Origin of the sequence: Enterobacter sp. AG326, assembly GCF_004362415.1 — a bacterium.
Taxonomy (GTDB): domain Bacteria; phylum Pseudomonadota; class Gammaproteobacteria; order Enterobacterales; family Enterobacteriaceae; genus Enterobacter; species Enterobacter asburiae.
Genome location: NZ_SNXG01000002.1, coordinates 117,781 through 133,024, shown reverse-complemented (window position 1 = coordinate 133,024; position 15,244 = coordinate 117,781). Strand labels below are relative to the sequence as shown.

Genomic DNA, 15,244 nt, shown 5'->3' with positions numbered 1-15,244 from the left:
TTGCGCGCTCAGCCAGTATCATCGGGAGAGTTAAACCCTCGCTGCCAGACGGCGAGGGTTTTCTTTTGGATTGGTTTCTGCGTTACGCGCAGCATTAACGACATGGAGTAAAAATGTCCAGACCTACAATTATCATCAACGAGCTCGACGCAGAACGTATCGACAGGCTGCTGGAAAAAGCAGAGTTTGCCTCACTTCCCGTGGCCGACGCCCTGAATGAGGAGCTCGACCGGGCGCAGATGTGCACGCCTGAGACGATGCCGCATGACGTGGTCACCATGAACAGCCAGGTAAAATTCCGCAACCTCACCACCGGTGAAGAGCTGACCCGCACGCTGGTTTACCCGGCTCAGATGACCGACAGCAGCGCACAGCTTTCTGTTCTTGCGCCTGTGGGTGCCGCACTGCTGGGCCTGCGCACGGGTGATACCATCCACTGGGAATTGCCGGGCGGTACCTCTGCCCATCTTGAAGTGCTGGCGTTGCTCTACCAGCCAGAAGCCGCGGGCGATTACCTGCGTTAACCACTTCTGAACAAGCGCCCACCCGCTTTGCACAGAGGATGCAGCCGCATCCTCTTTCCGTAAATTCACCCCATTTTCTTATATCGCGCAAAAAGCCCTTAATCCACGCTTAATCTGTTTTGGTGCCGTGGGGACGGTCATGAGTGAGATACTGGCTATCACACTTATTTTTCTGATTATTGCGGCGATTATCGTCATGGCCGTGCTTTATCTTGAACGCCACAGCTAGGCGAGTATTTATGCAACCCCACCCGGGAAAGCATTCACCAGGCCCTTAACTTTCTGCTCTGCGGCCTCGGGCGTTTCTGCACCAGGGACCAGAATCACCTTCCGGCACTCCTCCTCCCGTTTTTCGAATACCTTATAGGCGCATTCCGCATCAGCAAGGGGAAGATAATGAGTCACGATCTCTTCCGGCGTAAGCAGCCCCTTTTCGATCAGCGGCAGCAGCTCGCCCAGCCAGGCATGGACGTGCGTCTGGCCCATCTTAAACGTCAGCCCCTTATCAAAGGCATCGCCAAACAGGAAGCCATGAATAAACCCGGCGTACACGCCGGGTACGCTAACCACGCCACCGCGTCGAACGGCAGCAATACACTGCCGCAGCGCTTTGCCGCTGCTACCTTCAATTTTAAGATTGCTGAGGATCGTTTCGGTGGTGCTGCCTTTCGCTTCAAACCCTACCGCATCAATCACGGCGTCAACGCCGCGCTGGCCAGCGGTTTGCTCGATGATTTTTTCCGCTGCGTCGTTATCATCATCAAAGTTGATGGGGATTGCGCCGTAACGCGCCTCGGCAAATCGCAAACGGTACAGGTGATGATCGATAACAAAGATCTGCTCAGCCCCTAACAGCCGCGCGCAGGCAATAGTCAGTAGCCCCACCGGCCCGGCGCCGAAAACCGCAACGCTTGAGCCTTTTTCAATCTGCGCATTTTTTGCCGCCTGCCAGGCCGTGGGCAAAATATCGGACAGGAACAGCGCCTTATCATCGGAGAGGAGTTGCGGGACCTTAAACGGCCCGACGTTGCCTTTTGGCACGCGGACATATTCAGCCTGTCCCCCCGGCACGCCGCCGTAGAGATGGCTGTAGCCAAACAGCGCGGCCGGCGCGGGAATTTGCTTTTTGTTCAGCGCGGCGCCCTGACCGGCATTGGTATTCTCACAGGCCGCGTATTGCTGCATACGGCAGAAGAAACAGTCTCCGCAGGCAATGACAAAGGGGATCACCACGCGATCGCCTTTTTGCAAATTCTTCACCTCTGCGCCGCACTCGACGATTTCCCCCATAAATTCATGGCCAAAAATGTCGCCGTGCTGCACCTTCGGGATCTTTCCGCGATAGAGATGCAAATCGGAGCCGCAGATCGCCGTGGCCGTGACGCGCAGAATGATATCGTCGGGCTGCTCGATAATAGGATCGGGGACATTCTCGACGCGAACATGGTGCGGACCGTGATACGTAAGTGCTTTCATGCGACCTCCGAAAGGTTCCAGGTAAGTGTATAAGGGTAGCTACCCCTCAAGGTCTGCCCCGGAATATGGGCCTTTTGAGATTTATCCTGGCGAGATAAGAAAACTGACGGGGCGCTTACAGAAACCATTAATATTTTATGGTTAAATGAGTTCAGCGTTTATAAACAAGGAGAAACGGGTATGTATCAGAGAATCATTATGCCGGTTGATGTTTTTGAGATGGAGCTGAGCGACAAGGCCGTACGCCATGCGGAGTTCCTGGCGCAGCAGGACGGTGTCATCCATCTTTTGCACGTACTGCCGGGCTCCGCCAGCCTGAGCCTGCACCGCTTTGCCGCCGACGTGCGTCGCTTCGAGGAGCATTTGCAGCATGAAGCGGAAACTCGCCTGCAAACCATGGTCAGCCACTTCAGCATCGACCCTTCACGGATCAAAACGCACGTCAGATTCGGCAGCGTACGCGATGCGGTAAACGAACTGGCGAACGAGCTGAAAGCAGACGTAGTGGTCATCGGTTCGCGCAACCCTTCCATTACCACGCATCTGCTGGGCTCTAACGCCTCCAGCGTGATCCGCCACACCCACATACCGGTGATGGTCGTAAGATAAAAAAAGAGGCCACCTTTCGGTGGCCTCTCGCTATTGCAGGTGTAGCCTTACTTTCTTCTATTATGCGGTTTTGGTGCGAATCAGATAGTCAAACGAACTCAGAGACGCCTTCGCCCCTTCGCCCGTGGCGATAATGATCTGTTTGTACGGCACGGTGGTGCAGTCGCCCGCCGCAAATACGCCTTTCACGCTGGTTTCACATTTCGCATCGATGATGATTTCGCCCATGCGGTTGCGCTCAATCGCGCCTTCCAGCCAGGTGGTATTTGGCAGCAGACCAATCTGCACGAAGATCCCTGACAGCTGAACGCTGTGCACGTCGCCGCTCACGCGGTCGCGGTATTCCAGTCCGGTCACTTTGCTGCCGTCGCCCTTCACTTCCGTGGTCTGCGCGTTCAGTACGATGTCGACGTTTTTCAGGCTGCGAACTTTATCCTGCAGAACCTGGTCGGCCTTCATTTCTGGAGCGAACTCCAGAAGGGTAACGTGCTCAACAATCCCCGCCAGGTCGATAGCCGCTTCCACGCCGGAGTTACCGCCGCCGATCACCGCCACGCGTTTACCTTTAAACAGCGGGCCGTCGCAGTGCGGACAGTAGGTCACGCCTTTGGTACGGTACTGATCTTCGCCCGGAACGTTCATGTTGCGCCATTTCGCACCGGTGGCAATGATGATGCTGCGCGCTTTCAGCACCGCGCCGGACGCGGTTTCAATCTGGTGTAAACCACCCTCGACCGCTGCCGGAACCAGCTTGCTGGCGCTCTGGCTGTCGATCACGTCTACGTCATAGTCGCTGACGTGCGCCTTCAGCGCCCCCGCAAGCTTCTGGCCTTCGGTCTTCGGCACGGAAATGTAGTTTTCGATGTCCACGGTATCGAGCACCTGGCCGCCAAAGCGTTCGCCCATCAGGCCGGTACGAATACCTTTACGCGCGGAGTACACCGCTGCCGCCGCGCCCGCAGGGCCGGAACCGACGATCAGCACGTCGTAGGCATCGCGTTTGTTCAGCTCTTCCGCCGCACGTTTTTCAGCACCGGTATCCACTTTGGCTACGATTTCGGTCAGCGTCATGCGGCCCTGGCCAAACTCTTTGCCGTTCATGTAGACCGCCGGAACGCCCATCACGTTGCGATCGGTGATTTCATTCTGGAAGGTACCGCCGTCAATCGCCGTGTGCTTGATGCGCGGGTTCAGGACCGACATCAGGTTCAGCGCCTGCACCACGTCCGGGCAGTTGTGGCAGGAGAGCGAGTAATAGGTTTCAAACTCGAAATCACCGTCGATATCGCGGATCTGCTCCAGCAGCGCCTGCGCTTCTTTTGACGGGTGACCACCGGTCCACAGCAGCGCCAGCACCAGTGAGGTAAATTCGTGACCCAGCGGAGAACCGGCAAAGCGCGGTCCCCGATCGGATCCTGGGTTGGTAATCAGGAAGGAGGGCTTACGGACCGGTAGCGCGTTGTCTTCTTTGAAGGTCACTTTCGGCGACAGCTCGGCGATCTCCGCCAGCAGTTCCTTGATCTCTGCCGATTTGGCGCTGTCGTCAAGCGTAGCAATCAGCTCAACGGGTTTGGTCAGTTTCTCAAGGTAGGCCTTGAGCTGGGTTTTCATATTAGTGTCGAGCATTGTTCTTCCCTCTCTTAAGACGTCATCATGCAAGCTGCCTTATACGGGCGGCCTGAATGCAACTTGCATCATGGTGCTGGAATAAAATGGGCGCGGGGGGCGCCCATTGATTGCCGGATGGGCAAAACTTAGATTTTACCAACCAGATCTAAGGATGGAGCCAGCGTCGCTTCGCCTTCTTTCCATTTCGCCGGGCATACTTCGCCTGGGTGAGAAGCCACGTACTGAGCCGCTTTCACTTTACGCAGCAGGTCAGAAGCATCACGGCCGATACCTTCAGCGGTAACTTCGATAGCCTGGATAATGCCCTGCGGGTCAACAACGAAGGTGGCGCGGTCAGCCAGGCCTTCATCTTCACGCATGTTGTCGAAGTTACGGGTCAGGGCGCCAGTCGGGTCGCCGATCATCGCGTATTTGATTTTCGCGATGGTTTCAGAGCTGCTGTGCCATGCTTTGTGGGTGAAGTGGGTATCGGTAGAGACAGAGTAAACGTCTACGCCCAGCTTCTGCAGTTCGTCGTAATGGTCTGCAACGTCACCCAGTTCAGTCGGGCAAACGAAGGTAAAGTCAGCCGGATAGAAGAAGAAGACGCTCCAGCGGCCTTCGGTATCTTTCTCGGTAACTTCGATGAACTCACCGTTTTTGAACGCCTGGTTTTTGAAAGGTTTAATTTTGGTATTAATCAAAGACATCTGTACTTCCTCCGTGTTTTCGTTGAGATGTAAGGTAACCAACTTTATTCATCGGGGCTAATGCGTATGCTTTATCAAATCAATCAGCCAAACCTTACAACGTCGACAAGACAACAAGGTGAACCTTTTACAGGAAAGCCTGAAAGTAAAAAGGCCGCCTCAACGGGCGGCCCTGATACCTGAATTCCCCGCAGGTACATTCAGTGCCAGCCGAAACTGGCGTTGCGTTGCGCTCTACAACCCTCTATATCAAGGCGGTAACAGCCTTTTGATTACACCACCCGCGCAGGGATTGAGCAATCCATAAGAGAGGCATTCCTGCCTATGGCTGTGATAGGTTGTGTCGAATACCATTCCGTAGCGTTATAAATTTATTTTTATTATAAAACTATCACAATATATAAATGACAATTGTCATTTAATACGATCACTCCCTCTTTTAAGATAAAATTATCCTCCTCACCTTTGAAGCGCTATTTCAATAATCTGCCACCGTGATATATTAAGGTAGTTTTAATTTAAAACTAAGAGAATTAACCGAAAGAATTATAAATGGTTAGCCTCAAACTATTGTTATCAGTTATATGATAACCACAGCAAACGCAGCACCCTCAGGACGAAACATGGCAAACCTGTATGACCTTAAAAAATTCGATCTTAATCTGTTAGTCATTTTCGAGTGCATTTACCAGCACCTTAGTATCAGTAAAGCCGCCGAGACGCTGTATATCACACCCTCTGCCGTGAGCCAGTCACTGCAACGTCTGAGAGGACAACTCAACGATCCTCTGTTTATCCGTTCCGGTAAAGGGATCACGCCCACGACCGTCGGCGTCAATTTGCATCATCACCTGGAACAGAACCTGAACCAGCTGGAGCAGACTATCAATATCATGCACAGCAGCGGGTTAAAGAAGAATTTTGTCATTTACTGCCCGCATTTTATGAGTACGAAAGCAACGCTTGACCCTATAAAACTGCTCATGGATAACCATAACTATTCGATTGAATTACATGATGTTTTTCTTTCATCTGATTCAGCGGAAGATCTCTTAGCCTACAGAAGAGCCGACCTGATATTTTCGTTTTCGTCCTCTAACAGTCATTCCGTCGCCTGTAGCCTCTACCATAAGCTTCCTTTCGTTCTCGTTTGTCGGGAGGGCCATCCCCGCCTCAGCGAAAATCCCACGCGTGAAGAGATTCTGAATGAAAACTTTACCGCCTACCTGAACGACGAGAACAGCTTCAAAGACTATCAGGAAAAGGCCGAAAGCCTGTTAACCAAAAGAAATATTGTCTATCGTAGCGACTCTTTTATATCCCTTCTGTCGATGATCGGTTCATCCGACCTCATAGGATTAGTGCCTATGCCGGCCTTCGAAAAATATGGACCAGCCCTCAACCTGCGCAAAGTGGAAACAGATATTCAATTCCCCAGCATTGATATTTACATGATGTACAACCGTTCCGCGCTCAATAGCTCGGCATTCGCGAGTTTTATTGAAGAGATATCCTTACCGTAAGATATTGCTGTGGTTCTCGCACAAAATGAGAACCACGTCTTTAAAAAGGCATCACCGTTATAGAATTAAGCGGCATATATCCACTTAATTATTGCCTGATATCATCCTCTCTTTAATATTGGCGCTACAGTCTGGTATTTATTCCGCAGGATGAGAATAAGCAAGGAGCTGGGAATGGACGGCGATGAAGTCTTGCGCCTCAGGCAAATCAACGGTCTGCTGAAGCTGTTTGCAGACCGCCGTGACTCAGAAGCCTGGACGGTGAAATAATCAGAGCGTGTTCAGACGCTCTGCCGCCGCCAGCAGCGTCGATTCCTGCTTCGCAAAGCAAAGACGAATCAGCTTATGCGGGAAAGGATCGGCGCAGAACACCGACAGCGGAATGGCGGCCACGCCCACCTCTTTCGTCAGCCACTGGCAGAAACTCACGTCGTCCAGATCCGATATCGCGCTGTAGTCGGCGAGCAGAAAATAGGTCCCTTCTGAGGGCAAAATTTCCAGACGGCTTTTGCTTAACGCCGCCACAAACAGATCCCGACGTTCACGATAGAAGTGCGGCAGCTCGCGATAGTGCTCCGGCTCGGCACGCAGCATATCCGCCAGCGCCAGCTGAGCCGGCGTGTTCACGGCAAAGGTCAGGTACTGATGCACCTTGCGCAACTCAGCGCTGATAGCCGCAGGTGCAACGCAGTAGCCCACTTTCCAGCCGGTCATGTGGTAAGTCTTACCGAATGACGAGACGGCGATAGCGCGCTCGCGAAGCTGCGGATGGGCCAGCACGCTGGCGTGTCCTTCTTCTGCAAAGCAGATGTGCTCGTAGACCTCATCGCTCAGCACGTAAATTTCACGTTCCGCAATCGCCTGCCAGAGCGCGGCGAAATCGGCCTTTTGCCACACCGTCGCCGACGGGTTGTGCGGGGTATTCAGGATCACCAGCCGGGTTTTGTCGCTCAGCAGCGCGGCAAACGCCTGCCAGTCAGGGCGAAAATGCGGCGGCTGGAGCGCCACGCGTTTCACCACGCCGCCGGAGAGCTCAACCGCAGGCGCATAGCTGTCGTAGCTCGGATCAAAGCAGATGACTTCATCGCCCGCACGCACCAGCGCGGTGATGGCCGCATAGAGCGCTTCGGTCGCCCCTGCCGTCACCGTAATGTCGGTGTTCGCATCGGGCTTATGGCCGTACAGCTCCGCCGTTTTATCCGCAATGGCTTCCCGCAGCGCCTGCACGCCCGTCATCGGCGCATACTGATTCGCCCCCTGCGCCACGTGGTGCGCCAAACGCTCCTGTAGGTACGCCGGGCCATCGAAATCCGGAAAGCCCTGAGAAAGGTTAATGGCGTTGTGCTGCTGCGCCAGAGCGCTCATCTGCGTAAAGATGGTAGTACCGAGATTGGGAAGTTTACTCTGCGGAATCAATGCGTTATTGCTCATTGTGTCGTGCCTGCTTGTAATACTTATGTTGCTGCCACTATAACACGATGTTAGTCTTTGGCAATCAAGACGCTTAGACGTCTAAACCATATGAATATTCCTGGCCGCGAGGGTAAAAGGAAATGACAGACAACCTGCAACTCACACATCTTGTCGACGCCTGCCGCTGGATTGGCGCCAAAGGCTGGGCCCCCGCCACTGGCGGCAATATGTCGGTGCGCCAGGACGAACGCCTCTGCTGGCTCAGCGAATCTGGCAAAGACAAAGGCAGCCTGACAACGGAGGATTTTCTGCAGGTTGAAATCGCCACCAACCGGGCGCCGTCTGGCCGCAGGCCGTCGGCGGAGACCGGTCTTCACACGCTGATTTATCGCCTGTTCCCGGAAGCCAACGCCGTCCTGCACGTTCATACCGTCAACGCCACGGTGCTGTCGCGTCTGGTCAAAGAAGCCGAGCTCAACATCAGCGGCTTTGAGATGCAAAAGTCCCTCTCCGGGCAGACCACGCATCTGGATACGGTGGCTATCCCGGTCTTTGATAACGACCAGGATATTGACGCCCTCGCCTCCCGAATCGCCCATTACGCACAGGAACGCCCGCTTAATTATGGTTTTCTTCTGCGCGGTCATGGCTTAACCTGCTGGGGACGCGACGTGGCCGAGGCCCGCCGTCATCTGGAAGGACTAGAATTCTTATTTGAATGCGAAATGCGTTTACGACAACTGGAGAGAGTATGATTCGCGCGATTGTGACGGATATTGAAGGGACCACCAGCGATATCCGTTTTGTCCATGACGTTTTGTTCCCCTACGCGCGTGAGCGGCTGGCGGCCTTCGTGACCGCGCAGCAGTACGCCGAGCCGGTCAAATCCATTCTGGACAACCTGCGTGATGAAATCGGTAACCCGCACGCCAGCGTCAGCGAGCTTATCGAGGCCCTTTTTGCCTTTATGGATGAGGACCGCAAATCCACGGCGCTCAAAGCCCTGCAGGGGATCATCTGGCATGACGGCTACGTGAACGGCGACTTTACCGGCCACCTCTATCCGGACGTACTGCCTGCGCTGGAAAAGTGGAAAGCGCAAGGGATTGATCTCTATGTTTATTCCTCAGGCTCCGTCGCCGCGCAGAAACTTTTATTTGGCTACAGCGACGAAGGTGATATTACTCATCTGTTCAGCGGCTATTTTGATACCCACATCGGCGCCAAGCGCGAAGTGCAGTCTTATCAGAACATTGCGGCACAAACGGGCATCGCCCCGTCGCAGATCCTGTTCCTGTCCGATATTCATCAGGAGCTGGACGCGGCTGAACAGGCAGGTTTTCGCACCCTGCAGCTGATTCGCGGCGATGATGACGGCGCAAGCCATCACCATCAGGTCCACCAGTTTGACGAGATTAATCCGGAGCAGATCCCTTCATGAGCGCATTGACCATTTATTCCGATAAAGATGCCAGTCAACACCAGTGGCACAGCACCGACGCCGCCGAGATCGCCCAGCAGCTCAACGCCAAAGGCGTGCGGTTTGAACGCTGGGCTGCGGATCGCGATTTAGGCCACGATCCCGCGCCCGAAGCCGTGATCGAGGCGTATCAGCATGCGATCGACAAGCTGGTGACGGAGAAAGGCTATCAGAGCTGGGACGTGATCAGCCTGCGCGCCGACAACCCGCAGAAAGAGGCGCTGCGCGCGAAGTTCCTGAACGAACATACCCACGGCGAAGACGAAGTGCGCTTTTTCGTGGAAGGCGCAGGGCTGTTCTGCCTGCACATTGGCGATGAGGTGTATCAGGTGCTGTGTGAGAAAAACGATCTGATTTCCGTTCCCGCGGGCACGCCGCACTGGTTTGATATGGGCTCCGAGCCGAACTTTACCGCCATTCGTATTTTCGACAATCCGGAAGGCTGGGTGGCCCAGTTTACGGGCGATGCCATCGCGGATGCGTATCCACGGTTAGCATAGGTAAAAGCAAAACGGCAGCTATAGCTGCCGTTTTTAGTGTTTGCTCCCTCTCACTGTGGGAGAGGGTCGGGGTGAGGGCATCAGGCCGCTCGAGCTTCAACGCTTCAGTCCTTTCACATACCCCACCAGCTGATCCAGCACAATCCCCCACCCTTCGTGGAAGCCCATCTGTTCATGGTGTTCGCGGATTTCCTTCGTTGGATGACGCGCAATCGCCGTGTAGCGGGTCTTGCCCTCACCCACATCTTCCAGCAGCAGGATCGCCGTCATAAACGGCTTCTCGGCCGGTTTCCAGCCTTCGGTATAGCCGTCGGTAAAGACCAGCTTTTTACCCGGGTCGATTTCAAGAAATACGCCCCGGTTATCCATCCGCTGCCCGTCCACATCAAACACGGTGTTGAACCGCCCGCCCACGCGCAGGTCGAGGTCGCATTCGGTCACCTTATGGGGAGCAGGAATGAAGAAGTTTTTGATGTGTTCCGGCGTGGTCCAGCAGAGCCACAGCAGGTCGCGCGGTGCGTCCACCACGCGCTCCAGTTTTAAGTCAGTTTCAGGATCGAGCGTCACGATATTGTCCTCTTAAGGGAACCCCTTAAAGGATAGCCGGACTCAGGCGAATTTCCCGTTTGCCACCGCTTCCGGCGTGACCACGCCCGTGTCCAGCACCCAGCCGCTAATCAGCGAGGCAGGCGTAACGTCAAACGCCGGGTTATAGACCTGCGCGTTTTCCGGCGCCCACTGCACCGCGCCAAAGCTTCCGGCCACGCCCGTCACCTCGCTGGCGGCGCGCTGCTCAATCGGGATCGCGTCACCGTTCGGGCAGTCCGGATCGAGGGTCGTTTGCGGGGCGGCAACGTAGAACGGAATGCCGTGGAATTTCGCCAGCACCGCCAGAGAATAGGTGCCGATCTTGTTCGCCACGTCGCCGTTGGCGGCAATACGGTCTGCGCCCACCCACACGGCGTCTACCTGCCCTTTCGCCATCAGGCTGGCGGCCATGGAATCGGTAATCAGCCGATACGGCACGCCCAGCTCGCCAAGCTCCCATGCGGTTAATCTACCGCCCTGCAGCAGCGGACGGGTTTCATCCACCCAGACGCTGCTGACGTTGCCGTCCTGATGCGCGCGGGCAATCACGCCCAGCGCGGTGCCGACGCCCGCCGTTGCCAGCCCGCCGGTATTGCAGTGGGTCAGCAGACGGCTGCCGGGCTTCACCAGCGCGCTGCCGGCTTTGGCAATCGCGTCGCAAAGCCGTTTGTCTTCGTCAATCAGGCGCAGCGCTTCCGCCACCAGCGCCGGAACATACTCTTCCTGCCACAGCGCAATCTTCATGCGGTCGAGATTGTTCATCAGGTTCACCGCCGTCGGGCGGGACGCGCGCAGGGTTTCCAGCGCCGCCGCCAGCTCGTCTCGGCTTTTGCCGTTTTCCGCCAGCAGCGCCAGCAGCAGGCTTGCAGAGAGACCAATCAGCGGCGCGCCGCGTACGCGCAGGGCGTGGATATGCCCGACCAGCGCCTCGACCGTCGAGGCATCCAGCCAGCGTTTCTCCTGCGGAAGCGCCTGCTGATCGAGAATAAAGAGCTGATTATCCGCCACCCGCAGGCTGGTCGTCTGTAATGTCTGCATGTCGTTAATTCCCTGTTGCGTTGTTGTAGCACATTGTGTCAGGATGAAATCCAGATGTATAGACGTCTACATGTCTTAATTAGAAAACTCGTGAGGAGCAGGCCATGTCGCAATACCGTACCTTTACCGCTCAGGACGCCGTGGAGTATGCCAGGCAGTTTGGCGGACTTGACGATCCTTCATCGCTGGTAGAGGCGCAGGAAGTAGGCGACGGCAACCTCAATCTGGTATTTAAAATTTTCGACGGCGCGGGCGTGAGCCGCATCGTCGTTAAGCAGGCGCTGCCCTACGTGCGCTGCGTCGGCGAGTCCTGGCCGCTGACGCTGGACCGCGCCCGTCTTGAAGCGCAAACCCTGGTCGAGCACTACCAGCACAGCCCGCAGCACACCGTGAAAATCCACCACTTTGACCCGGAGCTGGCGGTGATGGTGATGGAAGATCTCTCCAGCCATCGCATCTGGCGCGGGGAGCTGATCAACAACATTTACTACCCGCAGGCGGCGCAGCAGCTGGGCGAATACCTCGCGCACGCGCTGTTCCACACCAGCGATTTCTACCTGCACCCGCACGCGAAAAAAGCGCAGGTGGCGAAATTCATCAACCCGGAGATGTGCGAGATCACCGAAGATCTGTTCTTCAACGATCCGTACCAGATCCACGAGCGCAACAGCTACCCGGCCGAGCTGGAAAATGACGTAGCGGCCCTGCGCGACGACGCTCAGCTTAAAATTGCCGTGGCCTCCCTGAAGCACCGCTTCTTCTCGCACGCCGAAGCGCTCCTGCACGGCGACATTCACAGCGGCTCGATTTTTGTGGCCGACGGCAGCCTGAAGGCCATCGACGCCGAGTTCGGCTACTTTGGCCCGATTGGCTTTGACGTCGGTACCGCCATCGGCAACCTGCTGCTGAACTTCTGCGGCCTGCCGGGGCATCTGGGCATTCGCGATGCCGCCGCCGCGCGCGAACAGCGCCTGACCGATATCCAGGAGCTGTGGAATACCTTTGCGGAACGCTTCCAGGCGCTGGCAAACGAGAAAACGCGCGACGCCGCGCTCGGCGCGCCGGGCTATGCCTCCGCGTTCCTGAAAAAGGTCTGGCATGACGCCATCGGCTTCTGCGGCACCGAGCTCATTCGCCGCAGCGTCGGGCTTTCCCACGTCGCGGATATCGACACCATTCAGGACGAGGCGATGCGCCACGAGTGCCTGCGCCACGCCATAACGCTTGGTAAAGCGCTGATTGTCATTGCCGACCGCATCGACAGCGCGGAAGATCTGGTGGCACGGGTGCGGCAGTACAGCTGATTACATTTGGTTTTCTCCCTCTCCCTGTGGGAGAGGGCCGGGGTGAGGGCATAAAACCGCACTTACCCCAAATACTCAATCACCGACAGTCCGCCGTTATAGTCCGTGCTGTAAATAATCCCCTGCGCATCCACAAACACGTCGCACGACTGGATCACCCGCGGACGATTTGGCCGCGTGTCCATCATTCTCTCCGGCGCGGCGGGCACCAGCGCACCGGTTTCCACCGGTCGATACGGATTGGAAATGTCATACGCACGCACGCCCGCGTTCTGATACGTCGCAAAAATCAGCGTCGAGCTGACGAAGCTCCCCGGCCGGTTCTCGTGCAGGTTATGCGGGCCAAAATGCGCCCCTTTCGCCACGTAGTCGGTTTCATCCGGCTGCGGGAAGGTCGAGATGCTCACCGGGTTCGACGGCTCGCGGATATCAAACAGCCAGATCAGCTTTTCGCCGTCCTCCTGGTTATCCAGCACCGCTTCGTCCAGCACCACCAGCAGATCGCGGTCCGGCAGCGGCAGCGCGGTGTGCGTCCCGCCGCCAAACGGCGGGCTCCAGTTGCGGTGGCTAATCAGCTTCGGCCGGGTGCGGTCCTTCACGTCCAGCAGCGTCAGGCCGCCGTCGCGCCAGCTGCCGTAGGCGGTATCGCCCGCGATAATCGCGTGGTGCAGCGCGTAGCGTTTCCCTTCCGGCCAGTTCGGCGTCTCCCCTTCCGCCCGATTCATCCCCGGCAGCCACCAGCGCCCCGCCACTTCAGGCTTGCGCGGGTCCGCCAGATCGATGGTCAGGAAGATGTAGTCGGTAAAGCCGTCGATAAGCGCCGACACGTAGGCCCAGCGGCCGCCGACGTACCAGATGCGGTGAATGCCGATGCCGCTCAGCGACAGAAAGCCGATTTCGCTCGGCCTGTCGGGCGTGGAGATATCAAACACCCGCAGCCCGGCGCTCCAGCCTTTGTCCTGCACGTCGCTGACGGTCTCCCCCACCTGGCGGGTGTAGTAGATCTTCTCGTCGGCAAAGCGGGCATCGGCAAACAGATCCCGGGCGTTAATCACCAGCAGCAGGTCATCATGCGCCTGCAGGTGCACGTTCCAGGTGCCGGGCGGCGCGGGCACGTAGCCCGCCGCTTTCGGGTTCTTCGGGTCGCGCACGTCGACAATCGAAAAGCCCTGCGACACCATATGGCCGATATAGGCGAAACCGCGATGCACCATCAGCTGCACGCCGTCCGGGCGACCGCCCTGGTCGCTATGGCCAATCAGCCGCATATTGCGGCTGTATTCTGGAAGGGGTACTTGCGTCACCGTTAGCTCCTTTGGGTTTTCCCCCTCTCCCTGCGGGAGAGGGCCGGGGTGAGGGCATCAGGCCACACCTGACGCCACCCGGCCTGGTTTTACTTGTTTTTCGCTTCCAGCGTCGCAAACCACGGCGCGATAAAATCTTCCGTCTGGCCCCAGCCCGGAATGATTTTCCCCAGAGACGCGACGTTCACCGGGCCCGGCTGGGCGGTCAGCAGCGCCTGTGGAATGGGCGCTGCTTTGAAATCGTAGGTCGCAGGCGTTGCTTCCCCGGCAATCTTGTTCGCTACCAGGCGCACGTTCGTCGCGCCAATTAGCTTCGGATCCACCGCCACACTCACCTTCCACGCGCTGCCCGGCTCGCGCATCAGCTGCAGATCCTGGTTGGAGATGTCAATGCTGTAGAGCTTGATCTCGGTGCGGCCGTTCTAGCGCCTTATACGCGCCCTGGCTGAAGGCGTCCCAGGTGCCCCAGATGGCGTCGATTTTGCCTTTCGGGTATTTCGCGAGGATCGCCCCCACCTTGTTGGCGGTATCACCCTGTACGTCAGAGGAGACGGCGCCGATGGACTCCAGCTCTTTGATGTCCGGATACTGCTTTTGCAGCTCTTTATAGGCCGCCTGACGACGCTCCATCGGCGGGAAGCCCGCCACCCACAGCTTGACGATATTGGCCTTGCCGTTGAAATCTTTCGCCAGCTGGCCGAAGGAGAGATTCGTCAGGGAGGCATCGTCCTGCTGGGTGACGGTCACGCCCGGGATCTCGCCGTTAACGGCGGTATCAAAAACGGCGACTTTAATACCGGCATCCACCGCTTTCTTCACCAGCGCGGTGGAGTACGGATCGCGCCCCTGAGAGAGAATAATCCCGTCATATTTCTGGCTGATCGCCTGGTTAACGAAGTCCTGGAATTTGGCGTCATCCCCGTTGCTTAAAAAGGTGCTGACCTTAAAGCCGAGCTTTTTCCCTTCCTGAATTGCGCCAGCAATAAACTGCGTGGTGTTGTCATCTGAGCCGAGGTTACGGATCACCGCGATGCGGATCGGGCCGTCATGGTTCGCAATGGCAGCCGGAAGCGGCGCGGGCGTAGCCGCGAAGCCTGGCAGAGCCGTGAGCAACCCAAGTGCCACCAAAGAGAGTGCAATCTTTTTCATTTTTTATCCCGTTGTGTT

The 15,244-nt window shown here is 56.7% G+C and carries 15 protein-coding genes and 1 pseudogene; 8 read left to right on the top strand and 8 right to left on the bottom strand.

Going from position 1 to position 15,244, the window contains the following annotated elements; translation table 11 throughout:
• Positions 1–113: 113 nt before the first annotated feature.
• On the top strand, positions 114–524 hold the full coding sequence (gene rnk, locus DFO52_RS07580; RefSeq protein ID WP_029740127.1) for a nucleoside diphosphate kinase regulator: 411 nt from the start codon (positions 114–116) through the stop codon (positions 522–524).
• A gap of 139 nt (positions 525–663) precedes the next feature.
• Entirely contained in the window at positions 664–753 is a 90-nt protein-coding gene (gene yldA / locus DFO52_RS23410; protein ID WP_274518173.1) for a small membrane protein YldA, read from the top strand.
• A gap of 8 nt (positions 754–761) precedes the next feature.
• Here the strand turns inward: yldA and DFO52_RS07575 are convergent, their stop codons facing one another.
• Positions 762–2,000, bottom strand: a complete 1,239-nt coding sequence (locus DFO52_RS07575) for a zinc-dependent alcohol dehydrogenase (RefSeq protein WP_133549988.1) — start codon at positions 1,998–2,000, stop codon at positions 762–764.
• A 180-nt stretch (positions 2,001–2,180) separates the two neighbouring features.
• Between DFO52_RS07575 and uspG the strand changes: the two genes are divergently transcribed.
• Positions 2,181–2,609, top strand: a complete 429-nt coding sequence (gene uspG, locus DFO52_RS07570) for a universal stress protein UspG (RefSeq protein ID WP_023310731.1) — start codon at positions 2,181–2,183, stop codon at positions 2,607–2,609.
• 60 nt (positions 2,610–2,669) lie between these two features.
• On the opposite strand, the gene ahpF is transcribed toward uspG, so the two are convergent.
• Together ahpF and ahpC are read right to left on the bottom strand one after the other, a co-directional pair.
• The gene (ahpF, locus tag DFO52_RS07565) at positions 2,670–4,235 is read right to left on the bottom strand and encodes an alkyl hydroperoxide reductase subunit F (RefSeq protein ID WP_047648423.1); all 1,566 of its coding nucleotides are present in this window, start codon (positions 4,233–4,235) and stop codon (positions 2,670–2,672) included.
• A gap of 128 nt (positions 4,236–4,363) precedes the next feature.
• Positions 4,364–4,927 carry an alkyl hydroperoxide reductase subunit C gene (ahpC, locus tag DFO52_RS07560; RefSeq protein WP_008501015.1) on the bottom strand — a complete coding sequence of 188 codons (564 nt, stop codon included), beginning with the start codon at positions 4,925–4,927 and terminating at the stop codon, positions 4,364–4,366.
• Between the two features lie 623 nt (positions 4,928–5,550).
• Between ahpC and DFO52_RS07555 the strand changes: the two genes are divergently transcribed.
• Complete coding sequence (locus tag DFO52_RS07555) at positions 5,551–6,450, top strand: LysR family transcriptional regulator (protein WP_029740124.1); 900 nt, start codon at positions 5,551–5,553, stop codon at positions 6,448–6,450.
• A gap of 270 nt (positions 6,451–6,720) precedes the next feature.
• On the opposite strand, the gene DFO52_RS07550 is transcribed toward DFO52_RS07555, so the two are convergent.
• The gene (locus DFO52_RS07550) at positions 6,721–7,881 is read right to left on the bottom strand and encodes a pyridoxal phosphate-dependent aminotransferase (protein WP_133549986.1); all 1,161 of its coding nucleotides are present in this window, start codon (positions 7,879–7,881) and stop codon (positions 6,721–6,723) included.
• 122 nt (positions 7,882–8,003) lie between these two features.
• On the opposite strand from DFO52_RS07550, the gene DFO52_RS07545 reads away from it, so the two are divergent.
• Genes DFO52_RS07545 through DFO52_RS07535 form a run of 3 tightly spaced genes read left to right on the top strand, consistent with a single transcriptional unit; the run spans position 8,004 to position 9,843 of the window.
• Positions 8,004–8,618 (top strand): methylthioribulose 1-phosphate dehydratase, encoded by a 615-nt coding sequence (locus DFO52_RS07545; RefSeq protein WP_029740122.1) that lies wholly within the window; start codon positions 8,004–8,006, stop codon positions 8,616–8,618.
• The gene (gene mtnC / locus DFO52_RS07540) at positions 8,615–9,304 is read left to right on the top strand and encodes an acireductone synthase (protein WP_029740121.1); all 690 of its coding nucleotides are present in this window, start codon (positions 8,615–8,617) and stop codon (positions 9,302–9,304) included. The genes DFO52_RS07545 and mtnC overlap by 4 nt, the downstream gene beginning before the upstream one ends.
• Positions 9,301–9,843, top strand: coding sequence for an acireductone dioxygenase (locus DFO52_RS07535; RefSeq protein ID WP_133549984.1), 543 nt, complete (start codon positions 9,301–9,303; stop codon positions 9,841–9,843). The genes mtnC and DFO52_RS07535 overlap by 4 nt, the downstream gene beginning before the upstream one ends.
• A gap of 96 nt (positions 9,844–9,939) precedes the next feature.
• Here DFO52_RS07535 and DFO52_RS07530 read toward each other — a convergent pair whose 3' ends face one another.
• Complete coding sequence (locus DFO52_RS07530; protein WP_133549982.1) at positions 9,940–10,410, bottom strand: SRPBCC family protein; 471 nt, start codon at positions 10,408–10,410, stop codon at positions 9,940–9,942.
• Positions 10,411–10,452: 42 nt separating this feature from the next.
• Positions 10,453–11,469 (bottom strand): S-methyl-5-thioribose-1-phosphate isomerase, encoded by a 1,017-nt coding sequence (gene mtnA, locus DFO52_RS07525; RefSeq protein ID WP_133549980.1) that lies wholly within the window; start codon positions 11,467–11,469, stop codon positions 10,453–10,455.
• A gap of 104 nt (positions 11,470–11,573) precedes the next feature.
• On the opposite strand from mtnA, the gene mtnK reads away from it, so the two are divergent.
• A complete protein-coding gene (gene mtnK, locus DFO52_RS07520) occupies positions 11,574–12,773 on the top strand; it encodes an S-methyl-5-thioribose kinase (RefSeq protein WP_121931052.1) in 1,200 nt (399 codons plus the stop codon).
• Positions 12,774–12,835: 62 nt separating this feature from the next.
• Here the strand turns inward: mtnK and DFO52_RS07515 are convergent, their stop codons facing one another.
• The gene (locus tag DFO52_RS07515) at positions 12,836–14,077 is read right to left on the bottom strand and encodes an LVIVD repeat-containing protein (RefSeq protein WP_208110470.1); all 1,242 of its coding nucleotides are present in this window, start codon (positions 14,075–14,077) and stop codon (positions 12,836–12,838) included.
• Between the two features lie 89 nt (positions 14,078–14,166).
• Positions 14,167–15,226: pseudogene (locus tag DFO52_RS07510) on the bottom strand (sugar ABC transporter substrate-binding protein).
• Between the last annotated feature and the right edge of the window lie 18 nt (positions 15,227–15,244).